General features: G+C 73.1%; 8 protein-coding genes and 2 pseudogenes. 3 read left to right on the top strand and 7 right to left on the bottom strand.

Annotated features, from left to right (window positions below; translation table 11 throughout):
• Positions 1–41: 41 nt before the first annotated feature.
• Positions 42–5093 carry an NAD-glutamate dehydrogenase gene (locus ACWENR_RS23725; protein ID WP_452279168.1) on the bottom strand — a complete coding sequence of 1684 codons (5052 nt, stop codon included), beginning with the start codon at positions 5091–5093 and terminating at the stop codon, positions 42–44.
• Positions 5094–5384: 291 nt separating this feature from the next.
• Here ACWENR_RS23725 and ACWENR_RS23720 point away from each other — a divergent pair, with 291 nt between their 5' ends.
• Entirely contained in the window at positions 5385–7349 is a 1965-nt protein-coding gene (locus ACWENR_RS23720) for a penicillin-binding transpeptidase domain-containing protein (protein ID WP_452279167.1), read from the top strand.
• 1503 nt (positions 7350–8852) lie between these two features.
• Here the strand turns inward: ACWENR_RS23720 and ACWENR_RS23715 are convergent.
• From ACWENR_RS23715 to ACWENR_RS23690, 6 genes and pseudogenes are all read right to left on the bottom strand, one after another.
• Positions 8853–9788 (bottom strand): annotated as a pseudogene (locus ACWENR_RS23715) (arginase family protein); the annotation flags it as partial.
• A 116-nt stretch (positions 9789–9904) separates the two neighbouring features.
• Positions 9905–10825, bottom strand: coding sequence for a tetratricopeptide repeat protein (locus ACWENR_RS23710; protein WP_452279166.1), 921 nt, complete (start codon positions 10823–10825; stop codon positions 9905–9907).
• A 246-nt stretch (positions 10826–11071) separates the two neighbouring features.
• On the bottom strand, positions 11072–12760 hold the full coding sequence (locus ACWENR_RS23705; protein ID WP_452279165.1) for an acyl-CoA mutase large subunit family protein: 1689 nt from the start codon (positions 12758–12760) through the stop codon (positions 11072–11074).
• Positions 12761–12867: 107 nt separating this feature from the next.
• Positions 12868–13281: an Asp23/Gls24 family envelope stress response protein gene (locus ACWENR_RS23700; protein ID WP_452279164.1), complete on the bottom strand. Its 414-nt coding sequence runs from the start codon at positions 13279–13281 to the stop codon at positions 12868–12870.
• An 86-nt stretch (positions 13282–13367) separates the two neighbouring features.
• Positions 13368–14303 (bottom strand): methylmalonyl Co-A mutase-associated GTPase MeaB, encoded by a 936-nt coding sequence (meaB, locus tag ACWENR_RS23695; RefSeq protein WP_452279169.1) that lies wholly within the window; start codon positions 14301–14303, stop codon positions 13368–13370.
• 342 nt (positions 14304–14645) lie between these two features.
• A complete protein-coding gene (locus ACWENR_RS23690; protein ID WP_452279163.1) occupies positions 14646–15845 on the bottom strand; it encodes an acetyl-CoA C-acetyltransferase in 1200 nt (399 codons plus the stop codon).
• 63 nt (positions 15846–15908) lie between these two features.
• Between ACWENR_RS23690 and mce the strand changes: the two genes are divergently transcribed.
• Together mce and ACWENR_RS23680 are read left to right on the top strand one after the other, a co-directional pair.
• A complete protein-coding gene (gene mce, locus ACWENR_RS23685; protein WP_452279162.1) occupies positions 15909–16379 on the top strand; it encodes a methylmalonyl-CoA epimerase in 471 nt (156 codons plus the stop codon).
• 283 nt (positions 16380–16662) lie between these two features.
• Positions 16663–16839, top strand: a pseudogene (locus ACWENR_RS23680) (crotonyl-CoA carboxylase/reductase); the annotation flags it as partial.

Here is a 16839-nt window from a genome sequence, read left to right as displayed (position 1 = left end):
GTCGGTTCTCCCGACCGGCCGGACCGCGCCGGTGTCCGGCGTCAGGCGGCGGCGGAGGTCCGCACCAGAGTGCGGATCTGGCGCAGCAGCACCGACAGGGCGGCGAGGTCCGCCCGGGACTCGTCGAACTCCCCCATCGCCCGCTCGGCCCGGTGGATCGACGTGGCGTTCGACTGCTCCCACTGGAGCACCCGCTCCTGCGGCGACTGGGTGTCGGGCGTGGAGTCGAGCACCTCGGCGGTCAGCGCGGCCAGCGCGGCGTACAGGTCGTAACGCAGCGCCATCCGGGCCAGCGTCTGCCAGCGGTCCTCCCGCGGCAGCAGCGAGATCTTCGACAGCAGCGAGTCGACCCGGAACCGGTCGGAGAGCACGAAGTAGACCGAGGCCACCTCGCCCACGTCCCGCCCGCTGGCCGCCGCGGTCTCCACCACGTCGAGCAGGCCGAAGCTGTACATCAGGCGGGTCGCCTGCTCGGCCAGGTCACGCGGCAGCCCCCGCTCGGTGAGCGAGTCGATGTGGGCCGCCAGCGACTCCCGCTCGCTGCCGTGGAAGCGCTCCTCCAGGTCGGGCAGGAGCCGGGCCACCCCGTCGCGCAACCGGGCGATCTCCGCCGGCACGTCGATCGGGGAGCGGCGGTTGGTGACCAGCCACCGCACCGCCCGGTCCAGCAGCCGCCGGGTGTCCAGGTAGACGCTCGTCTGCAGCTCCGGGGCGACCTTGTTGTCCAGGGCCTCCACCGCGTCCCACATCTCGCCCAGCCCGAACACCTCGCGGACCACCACGTACGCCCGGATGACGTCCGCGGCCGAGGCGGCCGTCTCCTCGACGACCCGGAAGACGAACGAGATGCCGCCCCGGTTGATCGCCTCGTTGACCAGGACGGTGGTGACGATGTCCCGGCGCAGCCGGTGCTGGCCCATCCGGTCGGCGAACCGCTCGCGCATCGGCGTCGGGAAGTAGTTGACCAGGACGTCGGTCGTCCACTCCTCGTCCGCGAGCCCCTCCGCCAGGATCTCCGTCTCCAGGACGATCTTGACGTACGCGAGCAGCACCGCGAACTCCGGCGCCGTCAGCCCGGACTCGGTCCGCACCGCCAGCTCCTCGTCCGACGGCAGCGCCTCCAGGGACCGGTCCAGCGCGCCCGAACGCTCCAGCTCGGTGATCATCCGCCGGTGCACGGGCAGCAGCGACGCCGCCTGCGCCTGCGCGTTGTTGATCGCCCGGGCCTGGTCGTAGTTGTCCCGCAGCACCAGCTCGGCGACCTCGTCGGTCATCTCGGCGAGCAGCTCGTCCCGCTCGGGGAGCGTCAGCGCGCCGCCGGCGACCGCCGTGTTCAGCAGGATCTTGATGTTCACCTCGTGGTCGGAGCAGTCCACCCCGGCCGCGTTGTCGATGAAGTCCGTGTAGATCCGGCCGCCGGTCTGGGCGTACTCGATCCGGCCGAGCTGGGTCCAGCCCAGGTTGCCGCCCTCGCCGGCCACCCGGCAGCGCAGGTTCCTGCCGTCCACCCGGATCGCGTCGTTGGACTTGTCGCCCACCTCGGCGTTGCTCTGGCTGGAGGCCTTCACGTACGTGCCGATGCCGCCGTTCCAGAACAGGTCGACCGGCGCGGTCAGGATCGCCTTCATCAGCTCCTGCGGGGAGAGCTGCTCGGTGTCGGCGTCCAGGCCGAGCCGCTCGCGGACCTGCGGCGAGATCGGCACCGACTTGGCGGTACGCGGGTACACCCCGCCGCCGGCCGAGATCAGCTTCCGGTCGTAGTCCTCCCACGACGAGCGGGGCAGCTCGAACAGCCGCTTCCGCTCCGCGTACGAGGTGGCGGCGTCCGGATCCGGGTCGAGGAAGATGTGCCGGTGGTCGAAGGCGGCCACCAGCCGGATGTGCTCCGACAGCAGCATCCCGTTGCCGAACACGTCGCCGGACATGTCGCCGACGCCGACCACGGTGAAGTCCTGCGTCTGGGTGTCGTGGCCCATCTCGCGGAAGTGCCGCTTCACCGACTCCCAGGCGCCCCGGGCGGTGATGCCCATCTTCTTGTGGTCGTACCCGGCGGAGCCGCCGGAGGCGAACGCGTCGCCGAGCCAGAAGTTGTGCGCCGTGGAGATCTCGTTGGCGATGTCGGAGAACGTCGCCGTGCCCTTGTCGGCCGCGACCACCATGTACGGGTCGTCGCCGTCGTGCCGGACCACGTCCTCCGGCGGCACGATCTCGCCGCTGACGATGTTGTCCGTGACGTCCAGCAGCGCCGAGATGAACTCCTTGTAGCAGACGACCGCCTCGTCGCGGTCCCCGGGCTTCTGCTTGAGCACGAAGCCGCCCTTGGCGCCGACCGGCACGATGACGGCGTTCTTCACCATCTGCGCCTTGACCAGGCCCAGCACCTCGGTGCGGAAGTCCTCGCGGCGGTCCGACCAGCGCAGCCCGCCCCGGGCCACCGGCCCGAACCGCAGGTGCACGCCCTCGAAGCGCGGCGAGTAGACGAAGATCTCGAACTTCGGCCGGGGCGCCGGCAGGTCCGGGATCGCCTGCGGGTCCAGCTTGAGCGCCACGTACGACTTCGGCCGCCCGTCGGTGCGCTTCTGGTAGAAGCTGGTGCGCAGGGTGGCCTGGATCAGCGTCAGGTAGGCGCGCAGGATCCGGTCCTGGTCGAGGCTCGCCACGTCGTCCAGCGCGCCCCGGATCTCGGCGACCAGCGCCTCGCTGCGCCGCCGCCGCTCCTCCTGGTCCGTCGCGCCGGGCGCGAACCGGGCCTCGAAGAGCTCCACCAGCAGCGCGGCGATCCTCGGGTACGCGATGAAGGTCGACTCCATGTACTCCTGGGAGAAGACCGTGCCGGCCTGGCGCAGGTACTTCGCGTACGCGCGCAGCACCACCACCTGCCGCCAGGTGAGCCCGCCACGCAGCACCAGCTCGTTGAAGCCGTCCACCTCGGCCTCGCCCCGCCACGCCGCCGCGAAGGCGTTCTCCACGTGCGGGCGCACCTCGGCCAGCTCCTGGTGCCCCTCCGGCAGCCGCAGCCCGAAGTCGTAGAGGTAGACCCTACCGTCGACCCGGTCCACCTCGTGCGGGTGCTCGTCGACCACCCGCACGCCGAGCGAGTGCAGCACCGGCAGCACGGCGGAGAGCATCATCGGCTCGCCGTAGCGGTAGACCTTGAAGCGGACGTCCATCGCCTCGTCGACGTCCGGCCCCCGACCGCCGGCCCGCGGCGCGAGCTGCTTGCGGAACAGGTGCATCTCCAGCTGGCCGGGCTCCTCCAGCAGCTCCAGCTTCGCCAGGTCCTTCATCGCCTCGTACGGCGTGTGGCCGTCCTTGTAGCCCTCCGGGAAGGCGTCGGCGTACCGGGCGAAGAGGTGCTTGGCCTGCTCGTCGCCGAGCTTGCGCTCCAGCACCAGCCGGTAGTCGTCGTCCCACAGCCGGGTGGCGTCGGCCAGCTCCTCGGCGAGCAGGTCGGCGTCGATGTCGCCCGGCGGCTTGGTCGGGTCGGTCCGGACGATGAAGTGCACCCGGGCCAGCATCGACTCGGTGACCCGGGTCGTGTAGTCGACCCCGACACCGTTCAGCTCGCGGAGCAGGATGTCCTGCATGCGCAGCCGGTTCTGCGTGGTGAACCGGTCCCGGGGCAGGTAGATCAGGCAGGAGATGAACCGCCCGTACGCGTCCCGCCGCAGGAACACCCGCAGCTGCCGGCGGCCCGCCATCCGCAGCACGCCGATCACCGCGTGGTAGAGGTCCTCGGTCTTGATCTGGAACAGCTCGTCGCGCGGGTAGGTCTCCAGGATCTGGAGCAGGTCCTTGCCGGAGTGGCTGCGCTGGCTCAGGCCGGAGCGGTCCAGCACCTCGGCCACCTTGCGGCGGACCACCGGCAGCTCCTGCACGCTGGTCCGGTACGCGGCCGTGGAGAACAGGCCCAGGAACCGGCGCTCGCCGACCACCTCGCCCGACTCGTTGAAGATCTTGAAGCCGATGTAGTCCAGGTAGGCCGACCGGTGCACGGTGGCCCGGGAGTTCGCCTTCGTGATGATGAGCAGGCGCTTCTCGGTGACCCTGTCGTGCGCCTCCGGCGTCATCGACGACAGCGGCCGGGCCTCCGGCGAGTCCTGCCGCAGGATGCCCAGCCCGGTGCCGAGCGCGGCCTCCAGCGCCTTGCCACCGTCGCTCGTGTCGACCAGGCGGTACTCCCGGTAGCCGAGGAACGTGAAGTGGTCGTGGGCGAGCCAGCGGAGCAGCTCCACCGAGTCGGTGATGTCCTTCTCCGGCACCGGCGGGCGATTGTCCGACGTCCGCGCGGCGGCCAGCTCGTCGGCGAGGGCGAGGGCCCGCTGGCGCATCTTCGGCCAGTCCTCGACCGCCTCCCGCACGTCGGTCAGCACCCGCTGCAGCTCGCGACGCAGCTTCTCCCGCTCGTCGGCGTCGCGGACCGGGTCGATCTCGATGTGCATCCAGCTCTCGACCAGGTCGCCCGCGATGGCGTCGTCGGGCTCGACGTCGGCGGCGACCTCCAGCAGCCGGCCCAGCGGCTCGCGCCGCACCACCACCAGCGGGTGCACCAGCAGGTGCACGTCCAGGTGGTGCGAGTTGAGCAGGGCGGTCACCGAGTCGACCAGGAAGGGCATGTCGTCGGTGACGATCTCGATGACCGTGTGGTGCTGCTCGGCGTCGGGCTCGTGGATGCGCAGCTTCAACTCGCCCGGCACCCGCTGCTGCGCGAGGTCCCGGTGCTCCCGGGCGGCGTCGAGCATCTCCTCCGCGGTGAAGCCGATCAGCTCCTCGTCGGGTGCGAACCGCCAGAAGCGGCCGACCAGGGTCGCCGCGTCGTGGTCGTCACCCGCGAGCGCCACGGCCTGGGCCACCAGGCGCTCCGCGTTGGGTACCGGCTCGTCGAGCTCGTTGTCCTCCACGTCGTCGGCCAACGCGTCAGCGGGCAGGCCCAGGTCGTAGATCGTGTCGATACTCGTACCGGTCATCCCGGTCACTCCTGTGTCGAGCCGGCCGTAGCCGTCCCCGTCGGTTGCCGAATCGAAGCTGTCGTCCCGGCTGGTGTCATCCTGCCGGAGGTCGGGTCCCGGTTTGATCGCCGGACGCCGGTCCATCGGTGCCACTCCCCTCGACCCACCGCGTTGTGGGTCACTCTGCCGCCCAGCCTAGGCCCTGCCGTTCCGCCCCTTCGTCGGCGGACCACGGTGCGGACGTCCGGTTCCGGACTTCGTCCTTTCACCCGTTGCGGGTACGAGGTTGGCCGGTCGAGGAGTACCCCGCCTCCGGTTGTTCATCACACCGTCACCGCTCCGTCTTTGCGCACGTCGGGGCCGGCGGGGACCGTGCGGCCGGCGCGCGCGTACTAGCGTGCAGGAGCAGTTCCGCAACCCGGAGGGACCCGCTCCATGCACCTCTCGTACCCCACCCGTCACCGCCGCAACCGGCTCCGCGCGTCGCTGGCGCTGCTCGCCGCGACCACCCTCGGGGCCGGCGCGCTCACCGCGTGCTCGGGCGACGACGGACCGGAGCGCAGCCTCGACGCGTTCCTGGCCGGCTGGCGCTCCGGCGACCTCCAGGCCGTCGGCTTCGTGGACCCGACGGGCGCGAAGGTGCCGGCCGCCGACGTCTCCCGCGAGATCAAGGAACTCTCCGGCGAGCTGGCGGCCACGCCGCCGGCGCTGACCCGGCAGGGCGACGCGAAGATCACCGCGAACGTCGCGACGGCGGCGGTCAGGATCGAGTGGACCCTGCCGGGCCAGACCCGCTGGGCGTACGACCGGCAGGTCCGGCTCAGCCGGGGCGGCGACGGCGGGTGGCGGATGATCTGGGAGCCGCAGGTGGTGCAGGAGCAGCTCACCCGGGGCGACCGGCTCGGGCTGCGCCGCGACGCCGCGCCCCGGGCCGCCGTGCTCGACGACGCCGGCAAGCCGATCGTGACGCCCCGCCCCGTGGTGCGGGTGGGGCTGCAGCCGAGCGAGGTCACCGACCTCGCCGGGCTGACCCGGAAGCTGGACGCCGCCTTCCGGGCCGTCCGGCCGGCGATCACCCCGCCGGTGGACCTCTCCGACCTGCCCAAGCGGCTCGCCGGCGCCGACCCCGGCGCGTTCGTCGAGGTGGTGACGCTGCGCGAGGAGGCGTACCGGCAGATCAAGTCGCGCATCTACGACCTGCCCGGCACGAAGTTCCGCGGCGACAAGCTCGACCTCGCGCCCACCCGCGAGTTCGCCCGGGCGGTGCTCGGTTCCGTCGACCAGGCCCAGGCCGACGACCTCGCCAAGCACCCGGACCGGTACGCGGCCGGCGACCTGGTCGGCCACGGCGGCCTCCAGGGCCGCTACGACGAGCGGCTGCGGGGCACCCCCGGACTGACAGTGATCACCGAGCGCCCCGGCCCGGACGGCACGCTCGTGCCCACCGGCACCGAGGTGTTCCGCCGCGAACCGCAGCCGGGGCAGCCGCTGAAGACGACCCTCGACGTGGCCACCCAGAACGCGGCCGACGCCGCCCTGCGCGCCGAGAAACGCCGTGCGGCGCTGGTCGCGGTACGGATCAGCGACGGCGCGGTGCTCGCCGCCGCCAACGGCCCCGGCGCCGCCGGCGAGAACCTGGCGTTCACCGCGCAGGTTCCCCCCGGCTCCACCTTCAAGATGGTCAGCGCCCTCGGCCTGCTCGACCGGGGCGCGGTGACGCCGGACGCCACCGTCCCCTGTCCGAAGACGTTCACGGTGGACGGCCGGTCGTTCAAGAACTCCGACAACTTCGAACTGGGGGCGGTGCCGTTCCGCACCGACTTCGCCAGGTCCTGCAACACGGCGTTCACCGCGCTGGCGCCGAAGCTCGGCCCCGACGGGCTGGCCGCCGCCGGCCGGTCCCTGGGGCTGGAGGGGCAGTGGGACCTCGGCCTGGACGCCTTCACCGGCAAGGTCTCGGCGAACGGCGGCGCCACCGAGCAGGCCGCCGCCGCGATCGGGCAGGGCACCACGGTGGTCAGCCCGCTGGCCATGGCGTCGGCCACCGCGGCGGTCGCCCGGGGCCGCTTCGAGCAGCCGAAACTGGTGCTGGACCCGGCCCCGGCCCAGCCCGCCGCGCCCGGCCCGCAGCTCAGGCCCGAGTCGGTCGAGGCGGTCCGGGCGATGATGCGCGAGGTGGTCACGGCCGGCAGCGGCAGCGCCCTCAAGGACGTGCCGGGGGCGCCCGTGCACGGCAAGACCGGCACCGCGGAATACGACAACAACCCCGCCCACACCCACGCGTGGTTCGTCGGCTGGCAGGGCGACGTCGCGTTCGCGGTCTTCGTCGAGCAGGGCGGCGCCAGCACCGCCACCGCCGTACCGGCCGTCGAACGGTTCCTGCGCGCCCTCCCCCGCTGACCCGACGCCCACCCCCGCACCCGCCCCCACCCCCGCACCCGCACCTGCCCCCGCCCCCGCCGACGTCAAGATCCGCACAATTTCCCGGAAATAGTGGCCTCCGATGCCGCCAGAGGCCACTATTTCCGGGAAGTAGCGCAGATCTTCAGGCCGGACGTGTGCATGGGAGTCCGCAGGGTGGGCGCCTCTGGGTAGTTCGGCCGCTTGCCACGGGTGCACGCAGGACACTTGGTCTTGGCGGCCGAACACGCCGGCAGGTCGATCGGCGCGGCCGGCCACGGCCGAGGCAGCCGGCGCGACCCTGCTACGAGCAGCTCGGACGGGTCAGGCGATACCCGCGCCGGACGACGAGGGGCCGTCGTCGGGCGCGGACGGCCTGTCCTGTGGGTCGAGGCCCACGAGCGGCGCTCGGCGCAGCCGGCCCGGACCGGCCGAGGCGGGCGGACCGACCGGCTCCGGCCCCGCCAACTCCGGCCCCACCGGCTCGGGCCGCGCCAACCCCAGCCCCACCGGCTCCGGCCCCGCCGGCTCAGACCCCGCCAGCTCCGGTCGCACCGGCTCGGGCCGCGCCAACTCAAGCCCCGCCCGCTCCGGCCCCGCCGGCTCTGTCCCGCCCGCTCCGCCGTTTCCGGCATCGGCCAGCGGAGCAACCTGATCGACCGGAGCGACAGGAGCCACCTGCCCGAGCAGAGCCGGCGAAGCGTCCCCGGCGTGCTCCCCAGCGTCCCCCGGATGCCGGTCCTCGCCGTCGCCGTCGGAGACGGCGGCGTCGGCGTCCGCGTCGGAGTCGAAGACGGCGGCTTGGGCGTCGGAGACGGCCTCGTCGGCGTCGGAGACGGCGGCGTCGGCAGAGACGGCGGCATCAGCATCCGCGGCGCCGGCGTCCGCGGCGCCGGCGTCCGCGGCGTCGGCGTCCGCGGCGTCGGCGTCCGCGGCGTCGGCATCCGCATCGAAGCCGAAGGCGGCGGCCTGGGCGTCGGAAACGGCCTCGTTGGCGGCGGCGGAGACGCCCTCGTCGGCGGCGGCCTTGACGGCGGCGTTGGAGCCGGCGACGGGGGCAGCGGAGCCGACGACGGGTGCGGCGGCGGAGACGAAGGAGGCCGAGACGGAGACGGAGGAGGCCGAGACGGAGACGGAGGAGGCCGAGGCCGGAACGTAGGCGGGCAGAGGGCCGGCAACGGAAGCCAAGCCAGGGCCGGGTGCCGGTGAGGACGTGCCCGGCGCATATGGACGACTTTCGCCCCGCCGGACGGAGGGCACCGACGAGGCCATCGACGGCGAGGGCGCCGGCGATACTCCTGCCGCAGACCGGACCGACGGAGCCGAAGCCGACGGACCAACCGAGGGAGCCGTAACCGACGGACCGACTGACGAAGGCGCCACCGAGGACCGGACCGACGAGGTCGTCGCCGAGGACCGGACCGACGAGGTCGCCGCCGAGGACCGGACCGACGAGGTCGCCGCCGAAGACCGGACCGACGGTACGGTCGCCCCGTCCGGCAGCAGCCGGGGCGGTACCGCGCCGGGCGCGGAGACCGGGCGCAGCCCGGCCACCACCGTGTTGACGATCTCGGCCGCGTACGCGCCGTCGGGGTCGTAGTCGGGGTCGAAGACGGTCAGCTCGACGCCGAGGCAGTGTGGCGTGTCGACCAGCCCGGCGAGCAGGATCTCCAGCTCGGCGAAGGCGATGCCGCCCGGGTCGGGGGCGTCGACCGCGGGCATCACGGCCGGGTCGAGCACGTCGACGTCGACGTGCACCCAGTAGCCGGCGCAGTCGGCGAGCTGCTCGTGTGCCCACTGGGCGGTGCGGGCGGCGCCCTCGGCGCGCAGTGCCGGTACGGGCCGGGTGGTGATCCCGGCGGCCTGCAGGTCGAGGCGGTACTCGTCCTGCGCCCGGATGCCGAGCACCACCACGTCGACGTCGCGGAAGTACGGCCGGCGCCCCTCGATGGCGGCCAGGTCCGCCTGCCCGCGCCCGGTAACCAGCGCGAGGTCCTCGCCGGCCGCCGCCCCGACGTACGAGGCGTTGCCGGGGTGCCGGAAGTCGGAGTGGCCGTCGACGAAGACCAGCCCGATCCGGCCGCCGACCGCCTCGCCGAGCCGGTGCATGGCCAGCGCCGAGCCGAGCAGGATCGAGCAGTCGCCGCCGAGGACCAGCGGGAACTCGCCGCGGTCGATGATCGCGCCGATCCGCTCGGCGAGCGCCACCGAGTAGTCGGCGATCTCCCGGGCGTGGCAGACCCCGTCGCCGGGCCGCCAGTCGCCGGGGTCGTAGCGGGGCGCGGTGAGGCAGCCGGCGTCCCGGGCCCGCAGCCGGGCGAGCAGCCCCTGGTCGCGCAGGGCGCCGGCAGCTTTGGCGCAGCCGGGCACCGAGGTGGGCGTGGGTGGGCGCAGGCCGAGGTTGCTGGGCGCGTCGAGGACGGCGATCCGGCGCATCATGGGCTCCCGTCCTCGAAGTGTCGGGCGGGCCGGCCGGAACGCCGGCCCGCGCTGGCGTGCTACAGGTGCGGAGACCGGGCGTGCTCAGGAACAGGGCGCGCCCGGGTCACGGGTGCTCAGAACAGGGCGCTGGCCAGCGCCCGGCGGGCCGAGGCGACCGCGGGGTCCTCCGGCCCGGCGACCGCGAAGAGCCCGACGAGGTGCTGGCGTACCTTCTCCCGGTCGTCGCCGGCGGTGCGGCGGACCAGGCCCACCAGGCGGGCGTACGCCGCCTCCGCCTGACCGCTGAGGACCTCGATGTCGGCGGCCAGGAGCTGGGCCTCGACGTCGTCGGGGTCGGCCTGCGCGGCGGCGATCGCCGCGCCCGGGTCGGCCCCCGCCACCCGGCGCGCCAGCCCGACCTGGGCCAGGCCCGCCTCCGCCGCGGCGTCCGCCGGGGACTCGGCGAGGATCTTCTTGTACGCCTGCTCGGCGGCGTCGAGGTCGCCGCTCATCAGGGCGTCGTCGGCCTCGTCGAGCCGGGGGTCCTCCGGCTCGGCGACGGTCACGCCACCGGCCTTGAGCACTGCCTGGATCCACTGTCGCAGCTGTGCCTCGGGCACCACGCCGGAGAAGGCGTCGATCGGCTGGCCGCCGACCACCGCGTAGACCATCGGGATGCCCTGCACCCGGAACATCTGGGCGATCCGCGGGTTGGCGTCCACGTCGATCTTGGCGAGCACCCAGGCGCCGCCGCCCTCCGCGGCCAACCGCTCCAGCACCGGCGAGAGCTGCTTGCACGGCTCGCACCACTCGGCCCAGAAGTCCACGATCACCGGTGTGGTCAGCGAGCGTTCGAGAACCTCGGACTGGAATGTCGCCTCGCTGACGTCGATGACGCTGACGCCGCCGCCGGCTGTGGCGCCGGGCAGGCCGCCCGAGGGACCGGGCTGGGCGGGGGCGGCGGGACGGGCGGGGGTCGGTGCGGGGGTGCGCAGCGCGCTGAGGTCGACCGCGCCGCGGGTGAAGATCGACGAGGTGATCCGTGGGTCGCTCATGGTTACCTAGTCTCGCACGCGACGCGCCGAACTCAGATCAACCGCGACGGCGACAGTTGCAACTGTCACGCCTGCTCCCACCCTCCCACCCCACCCCCGCCGTGCCCCCGCCCACCCTCCCCCCAGCCCCCGCGATCTTGCACTTCCTGCCCTGGCAAATGCCGCATATGGCGCGTACAGGGGGCCGAAAGTGCAAGATCGCGAGGGTGGGGGGTGGGGGCGGGACGCGGGGGCGGGGTGGGGTGGTTAGAAGCGGGCGGGTTCGCGGTAGGTGCCCCACTCGGCGCGCAGGGCGTCGCAGATCTCGCCAAGGGTGGCCTCGGCGCGCACCGCGTCCAGCATGGCGGGGATCATGTTGCCGTCGGTCCGGCCGACCGCGACCATCCGCTCGATCGCCGCCTTGACGGCCGCGTCGTCGCGGCCGGACTTCCGCTCGGCCAGCACCCGGCGCTGCTCCAGCTCCACCTCGTGCGAGATGCGCAGGATCTCCAGGTCCTTGGCGACCGTGCCGGTGTGGCAGTTGACCCCGACGATCTTCTTCTCGCCCTTCTCCAGCGCCTGCTGGTAGACGAAGGCGGACTCGGCGATGTGGCCGGTGAACCAGCCGTCCTCGATGCCGCGCAGGATGCCGGAGGTCATCGGGCCGATCTGGTGCGGGCCCTCCCCGCCGAGCTGGCGGATCCGGGCGAAGATCTCCTCCGCCTCGGCCTCGATCTTGTCGGTGAGCGCCTCCACGTACCACGACCCGCCGAGCGGGTCGGCCACGTTGGTCACCCCGGTCTCCTCCATCAGCACCTGCTGGGTACGCAGGGCGATCTCGGCGGACTCGTCGGTGGGCAGGGCCAGGGTCTCGTCCAGGGCGTTGGTGTGCAGCGAGTTGGTCCCGCCGAGCACCGCGGCGAGGGCCTCCACGGCGGTACGCACCACGTTGTTGACCGGCTGCTGGGCGGTCAGCGACACGCCGGCGGTCTGCGTGTGGAACCGCAGCCAGAGCGCCTTCTCGCTGGTGGCCCCGTAGACGTCGCGCAGCCAGCGGGCCCAGATGCGCCGGGCGGCGCGGAACTTGGCGATCTCCTCGAAGAAGTCGACGTGCGAGTCGAAGAAGAAGCTCAGGCCCGGGGCGAAGACGTTGACGTCGAGCCCGCGCGAGAGCCCCAGCTCGACGTAGCCGAAGCCGTCGGCCAGCGTGTACGCCAGCTCCTGCGCGGCGGTCGAGCCGGCCTCGCGGATGTGGTAGCCGGAGACCGAGAGCGGCTTGTAGCGCGGGATCTCCCGGGCGCAGTATTCCATCAGGTCGCCGATGAGGCGCAGGTGCGGCTCGGGGTCGAAGAGCCACTCCTTCTGCGCGATGTACTCCTTGAAGATGTCGGTCTGCAGCGTGCCGTCCAGCCGGGACAGGTCGGCGCCCTGCCGCTCGGCGGCCACCAGGTACATGCAGAAGACCGGCACGGCCGGGCCGGAGATGGTCATCGAGGTGGTCACGCCGGCCAGGTCGATGCCGTCGAAGAGCGTCTCCATGTCGGCGGCCGAGTCGATGGCGACGCCGCAGTGGCCCACCTCGCCCAGCGACTGCGGGTCGTCGGAGTCCCGGCCCATCAGCGTGGGCATGTCGAAGGCGACCGAGAGGCCGCCGCCGCCGGCGCCCAGGATCATCTTGTAGCGCTCGTTGGTCTGCTGGGCGTTGCCGAAGCCGGCGAACTGCCGGATGGTCCAGGTCCGCCCGCGGTAGCCGGTCGGGTGGAGGCCCCGGGTGTACGGGTACTCGCCCGGCCAGCCGATCCGCTCGAAGCCGGGGTAGGCGACGCCCTCCGGCGGCCCGTAGACCGGGTCGACGGGCATCCCGGAGAGCGTGGTGAAGTCGGCGTCCCGCTTGCGCGCGGCGTCGTAGCGGGCCTGCCAGCGTGCCCGTCCGGCTGCGATCTCGTCGGCGTTCATCCGCGGGGCTCCTCCTCGAGTCCTCGACTGCACGTCGAGTGTAGAGCGGAAGCCTGAACGATCGCTAAGGGAAGTCGTACCGGCCGGTAACCTGGGCGGCCCTCACGTCAGGCGGTCGGCGCGGCGGGATCGCCCATGGCCACGTCGTCGACCCGGATGTTGATCTCGTCGACCCGCAGCCCGTACGCCTCGACCGCCTCGGTCACCTTCACCCGGACCGCGTCGGTCACCTGCGGCACCGGCCGGCCCGCCTCGATCACGATGACCAGGTTGACCACGGCCGCGCCGTTCGTGACGTGCGCCGAGCAGCCCCGCCGGGCGTCGCCGACCTGGTCGAGGCCGACCTTGTCGAGCACCGCGTTGAAGAACCGGGCGACGTCGCCGCCCAGCTCGGCCACCCCGGGCACCGAGCGGGTGGCGGCCACCGCGATCTTCTCCACCACCTCGTCGGAGACGTGCGTGCTCCCGCCCGCCACCGCGTCCGGCGTCACCGACAGCTCCTGCGTCGCCTCGTCACCCATGGTCTCCCCCACTCGGCCGCGCACCGCCCCACGAGGTCGTGGAGCGGTGCGAGCGTACTAGTTCGACCGGCCGCGGGGTGGACTCCTCAGGAGCCGAGTTGGGCGAGCAGCTCGTCGGCGGCCGCGTACGGGTCCAGGGCACCCTCGGCCACCCTCGCGGCCAGCGCCGGCAGCTCCGTACCGTCGCGCAGCGAGCCGATCCGGGCGCGGAGCACGCCCAGCGCGATCGCCTCGATCTCGGCGGCGGCCCGCGCCTCCTGGCGGCGGCGCAGCTCGCCGTGCTCGACGAGCCAGCCGCGGTGCTTGTCGATGGCGGCGGCGATGTCGTCGATCCCCTCGCCCCGCGCCGCGATCGCGCGGACCACCTGCGGCCGCCAGTCGCCCGGGCCGCGCTCGCCCAGGGCGATCATGCCCTGGATGTCGCGGTAGGTGGCGTCGGCGCCGTCCCGGTCGGCCTTGTTGACCACGAAGACGTCGGCGATCTCCAGGATGCCCGCCTTGACCGCCTGGATCGCGTCGCCCATCCCCGGGGCGAGCAGCACCAGCGTGGTGTCGGCCAGCGAGGCGACCTCCACCTCCGCCTGCCCGACGCCGACGGTCTCCACCAGCACCACGTCGCAGCCGGCGCCCTCCAGCACCCGGACCGCCTGCGGCGTGGCCGCCGACAGCCCGCCGAGGTGGCCCCGGCTGGACATCGAGCGGATGTAGACGCCCGGGTCGGTCGCGTGGTCCTGCATCCGGACCCGGTCGCCGAGGATCGCCCCACCGGTGAACGGGCTGGACGGGTCGATCGCCAGCACGCCGACCCGGTGCCCCCGGGCGCGCAACGCCCGGACCAGCTCGTTCGTGGTGGTGGACTTGCCCACGCCGGGCGAGCCGGTCAGGCCGACCACCTGGGCCTGCCCGGCGTACGGCGCGAGCGCCGCCGCGATCCGCGGCAGCGTCTCGTCGCCCGACTCGACCAGGGTGATCAGCCGGGCCACCGCGCGGGGATCCCCCGCGCGGGCCCGCTCGACCAGCATCGGCACGTCCCGGCTGCGGCGCACCGGGGGTGCGCCCGCCGCCGGGCCGTTGTCGACGATCTCGCTCACTGTGTTGCCTCTGTTCGCGACTGCGGGGCTCGCAAGACCGGCTCGCTCCTCCCGCTCACTGTGTTGCCTCTGTTCGCGACCGCGGGGCTCGCAAGACCGGCTCGCTCCTCCCGCTCACTGTGTTGCCTCTGTTCGCGACCGCGGGGCTCGCAAGACCGGCCCGCTCCTCCCGCTCACCGCGTTGCCTCTGTACGCGGCCGTCGCGAGACCGGCTCGCGGCCACCGCGCCGCCTTCGTGTTCCGCGGCGACCGTAACCGGTCAGCGTGTCGCGCTCACTGGCCGCTCTCGTCGGCGCCCGGAACGTGGATGATCAGGGCGTCGCCCTGGCCGCCGCCGCCGCAGAGCGCCGCCGCGCCGGTGCCGCCGCCCCGGCGCTTGAGCTCCAGCGCCAGCGTGAGCACGAGCCGGGCGCCGGACATGCCGATCGGGTGGCCCAGCGCGATCGCCCCGCCGTTGACGTTGACCTTGTCGGGGCTGATCCCGAGGTCACAGGTGGACTGGATGCCGACCTGGGCGAACGCCTCGTTGATCTCGATGAGGTCGAGGTCCGAGACGCTCAGCCCGCCCTTGCGCAGGGCGTGCTGGATGGCGTTGGACGGCTGCGAGTGCAGGGAGTTGTCCGGCCCCGCCACGTTGCCGTGCGCGCCGATCTCGGCCAGCCAGGTCAGGCCCAGCTCCTTGGCCTTCGCCTTGCTCATCACGACCACGGCCGCGGCGCCGTCGGAGATCGGCGAGGAGCTGGCGGCGGTGATGGTGCCGTCCTTGGCGAAGGCCGGACGCAGCTTCGCCAGCCCCTCGACGGTGGTCTCCGGGCGGATGCCCTCGTCCTCGCTGATCACCAGCGGGTCGCCCTTGCGCTGCGGGATGACCACCGGGGTGATCTCGTCGGCGAAGTGGCCGTTCTTCTGCGCGGCGGCGGCCCGCTGGTGGCTGGCCGCGGCGAACGCGTCCTGCTCCTCGCGGGTGATGCCGTGCTTCGCGCCCAGCCGCTCGGTGGACTCGCCCATCGAGCAGCAGTCCCAGGCGTCGGTGAGCCCGTCCAGCGCCATGTGGTCCTTGACCACCACGTCGCCGTACTTGTAGCCGCCGCGCTGGCCCAGCAGCAGGTGCGGGGCGTTGGTCATCGACTCCATGCCGCCGGCCACCACGATGTCGAACTCGCCGGCCCGGATGAGCTGGTCGGCCAGGGCGATCGCGTCCAGGCCGGAGAGGCAGACCTTGTTGATGGTGAGGGCCGGCACGGACATCGGGATGCCCGCCTCGACCGCCGCCTGCCGGGCCGGGATCTGCCCGGCGCCGGCCTGGAGCACCTGCCCCATGATCACGTACTGGACCTGCTCGGGGGCGACGCCGGCGCGCTCCAGCGCCGCCTTGATCGCCACGCCGCCGAGCTTGGTCGCGGAGAGGTCCTTGAGGTTGCCCAGCAGGCGCCCCATCGGGGTCCGCGCGCCGCTGACGATCACCGAAGCCATTACCTGCCTCCGAGGGGGGTGCCGACCTGTACGCCTTAACGATTGTTCGGTCAGACTAGCGCCATGGCTGAGAACTCCCCCGTCGAGACCGCTGCCGACTATGTCACAGACATCGGCCTGCGCCGCATCGACCACGTCGGGGTCGCGGTGCCCGACCTGGACGCCGCGATCGACTTCTACCAGCGCACCTTCGGCATGCGCTGCGTGCACACCGAGACCAACGCCGAGCAGGGCGTCCGCGAGGCGATGCTGGCCGTCGGCCCGACCGCCGAGGGGGGCTGCGTGCAGCTGCTCGCCCCGCTGACGCCCGAGTCGACCATCGCGAAGTTCCTGGACCGCAAGGGCCCGGGCGTGCAGCAGGTGGCGTACGAGGTGGCGGACATCGACGCCGCCTGCGCGAAGCTGCGCGAGCGGGGCGTGCAGCTGCTCTACGACACCCCGAAGCGCGGCACGTCGAACTCCCGGGTCAACTTCGTCCACCCGAAGCACGCCGGCGGCGTGCTGGTCGAGCTGGTCGAGCCCGCCGCGCACTGACGCCGCGACCGGCCCCCGCCCGCGGGTGGGGGGCCCGCGCGACCCGCGCGCCGAGCGCGGCACTGCGCGATACGTCGCCTGCCCGGACACCTCCACGCATCGGCCAATGCAGTTTTTCACAGAGGACTTCCGGCCCTAGCTACCGTTCAGTAACGTCCCGCCCCAACAGGAGCGCGGCCGGTCTCGGATGTGTCGGATGCCGACATGGCGGTCGGCCGCACTCGCGCCGACGATGGCAGCACCCAGGCCCGCGTGCGCGGGTGCGGACGAACGGGAGGTCGACGTGCAGGACATCCTCGAAGCGATCATGGCGGCGGAGGGATCCGACCAACCGGAGCGGGAGCTCGCCGGCATTGCCGGCCTGCCGGTGCCGGAGTCGTACCGCGGCGTCGTGGTGCGCGCCGAAGAGACCCGGATGTTCGACGGGATGGCCACCCGGGACAAGGACCCGCGCAAGGCG

The organism is Micromonospora sp. NPDC004336 (assembly GCF_053602615.1).
The sequence above is the reverse complement of the archived record's forward strand: the minus strand, read 5'-3'. Positions and strand labels throughout refer to the sequence as shown.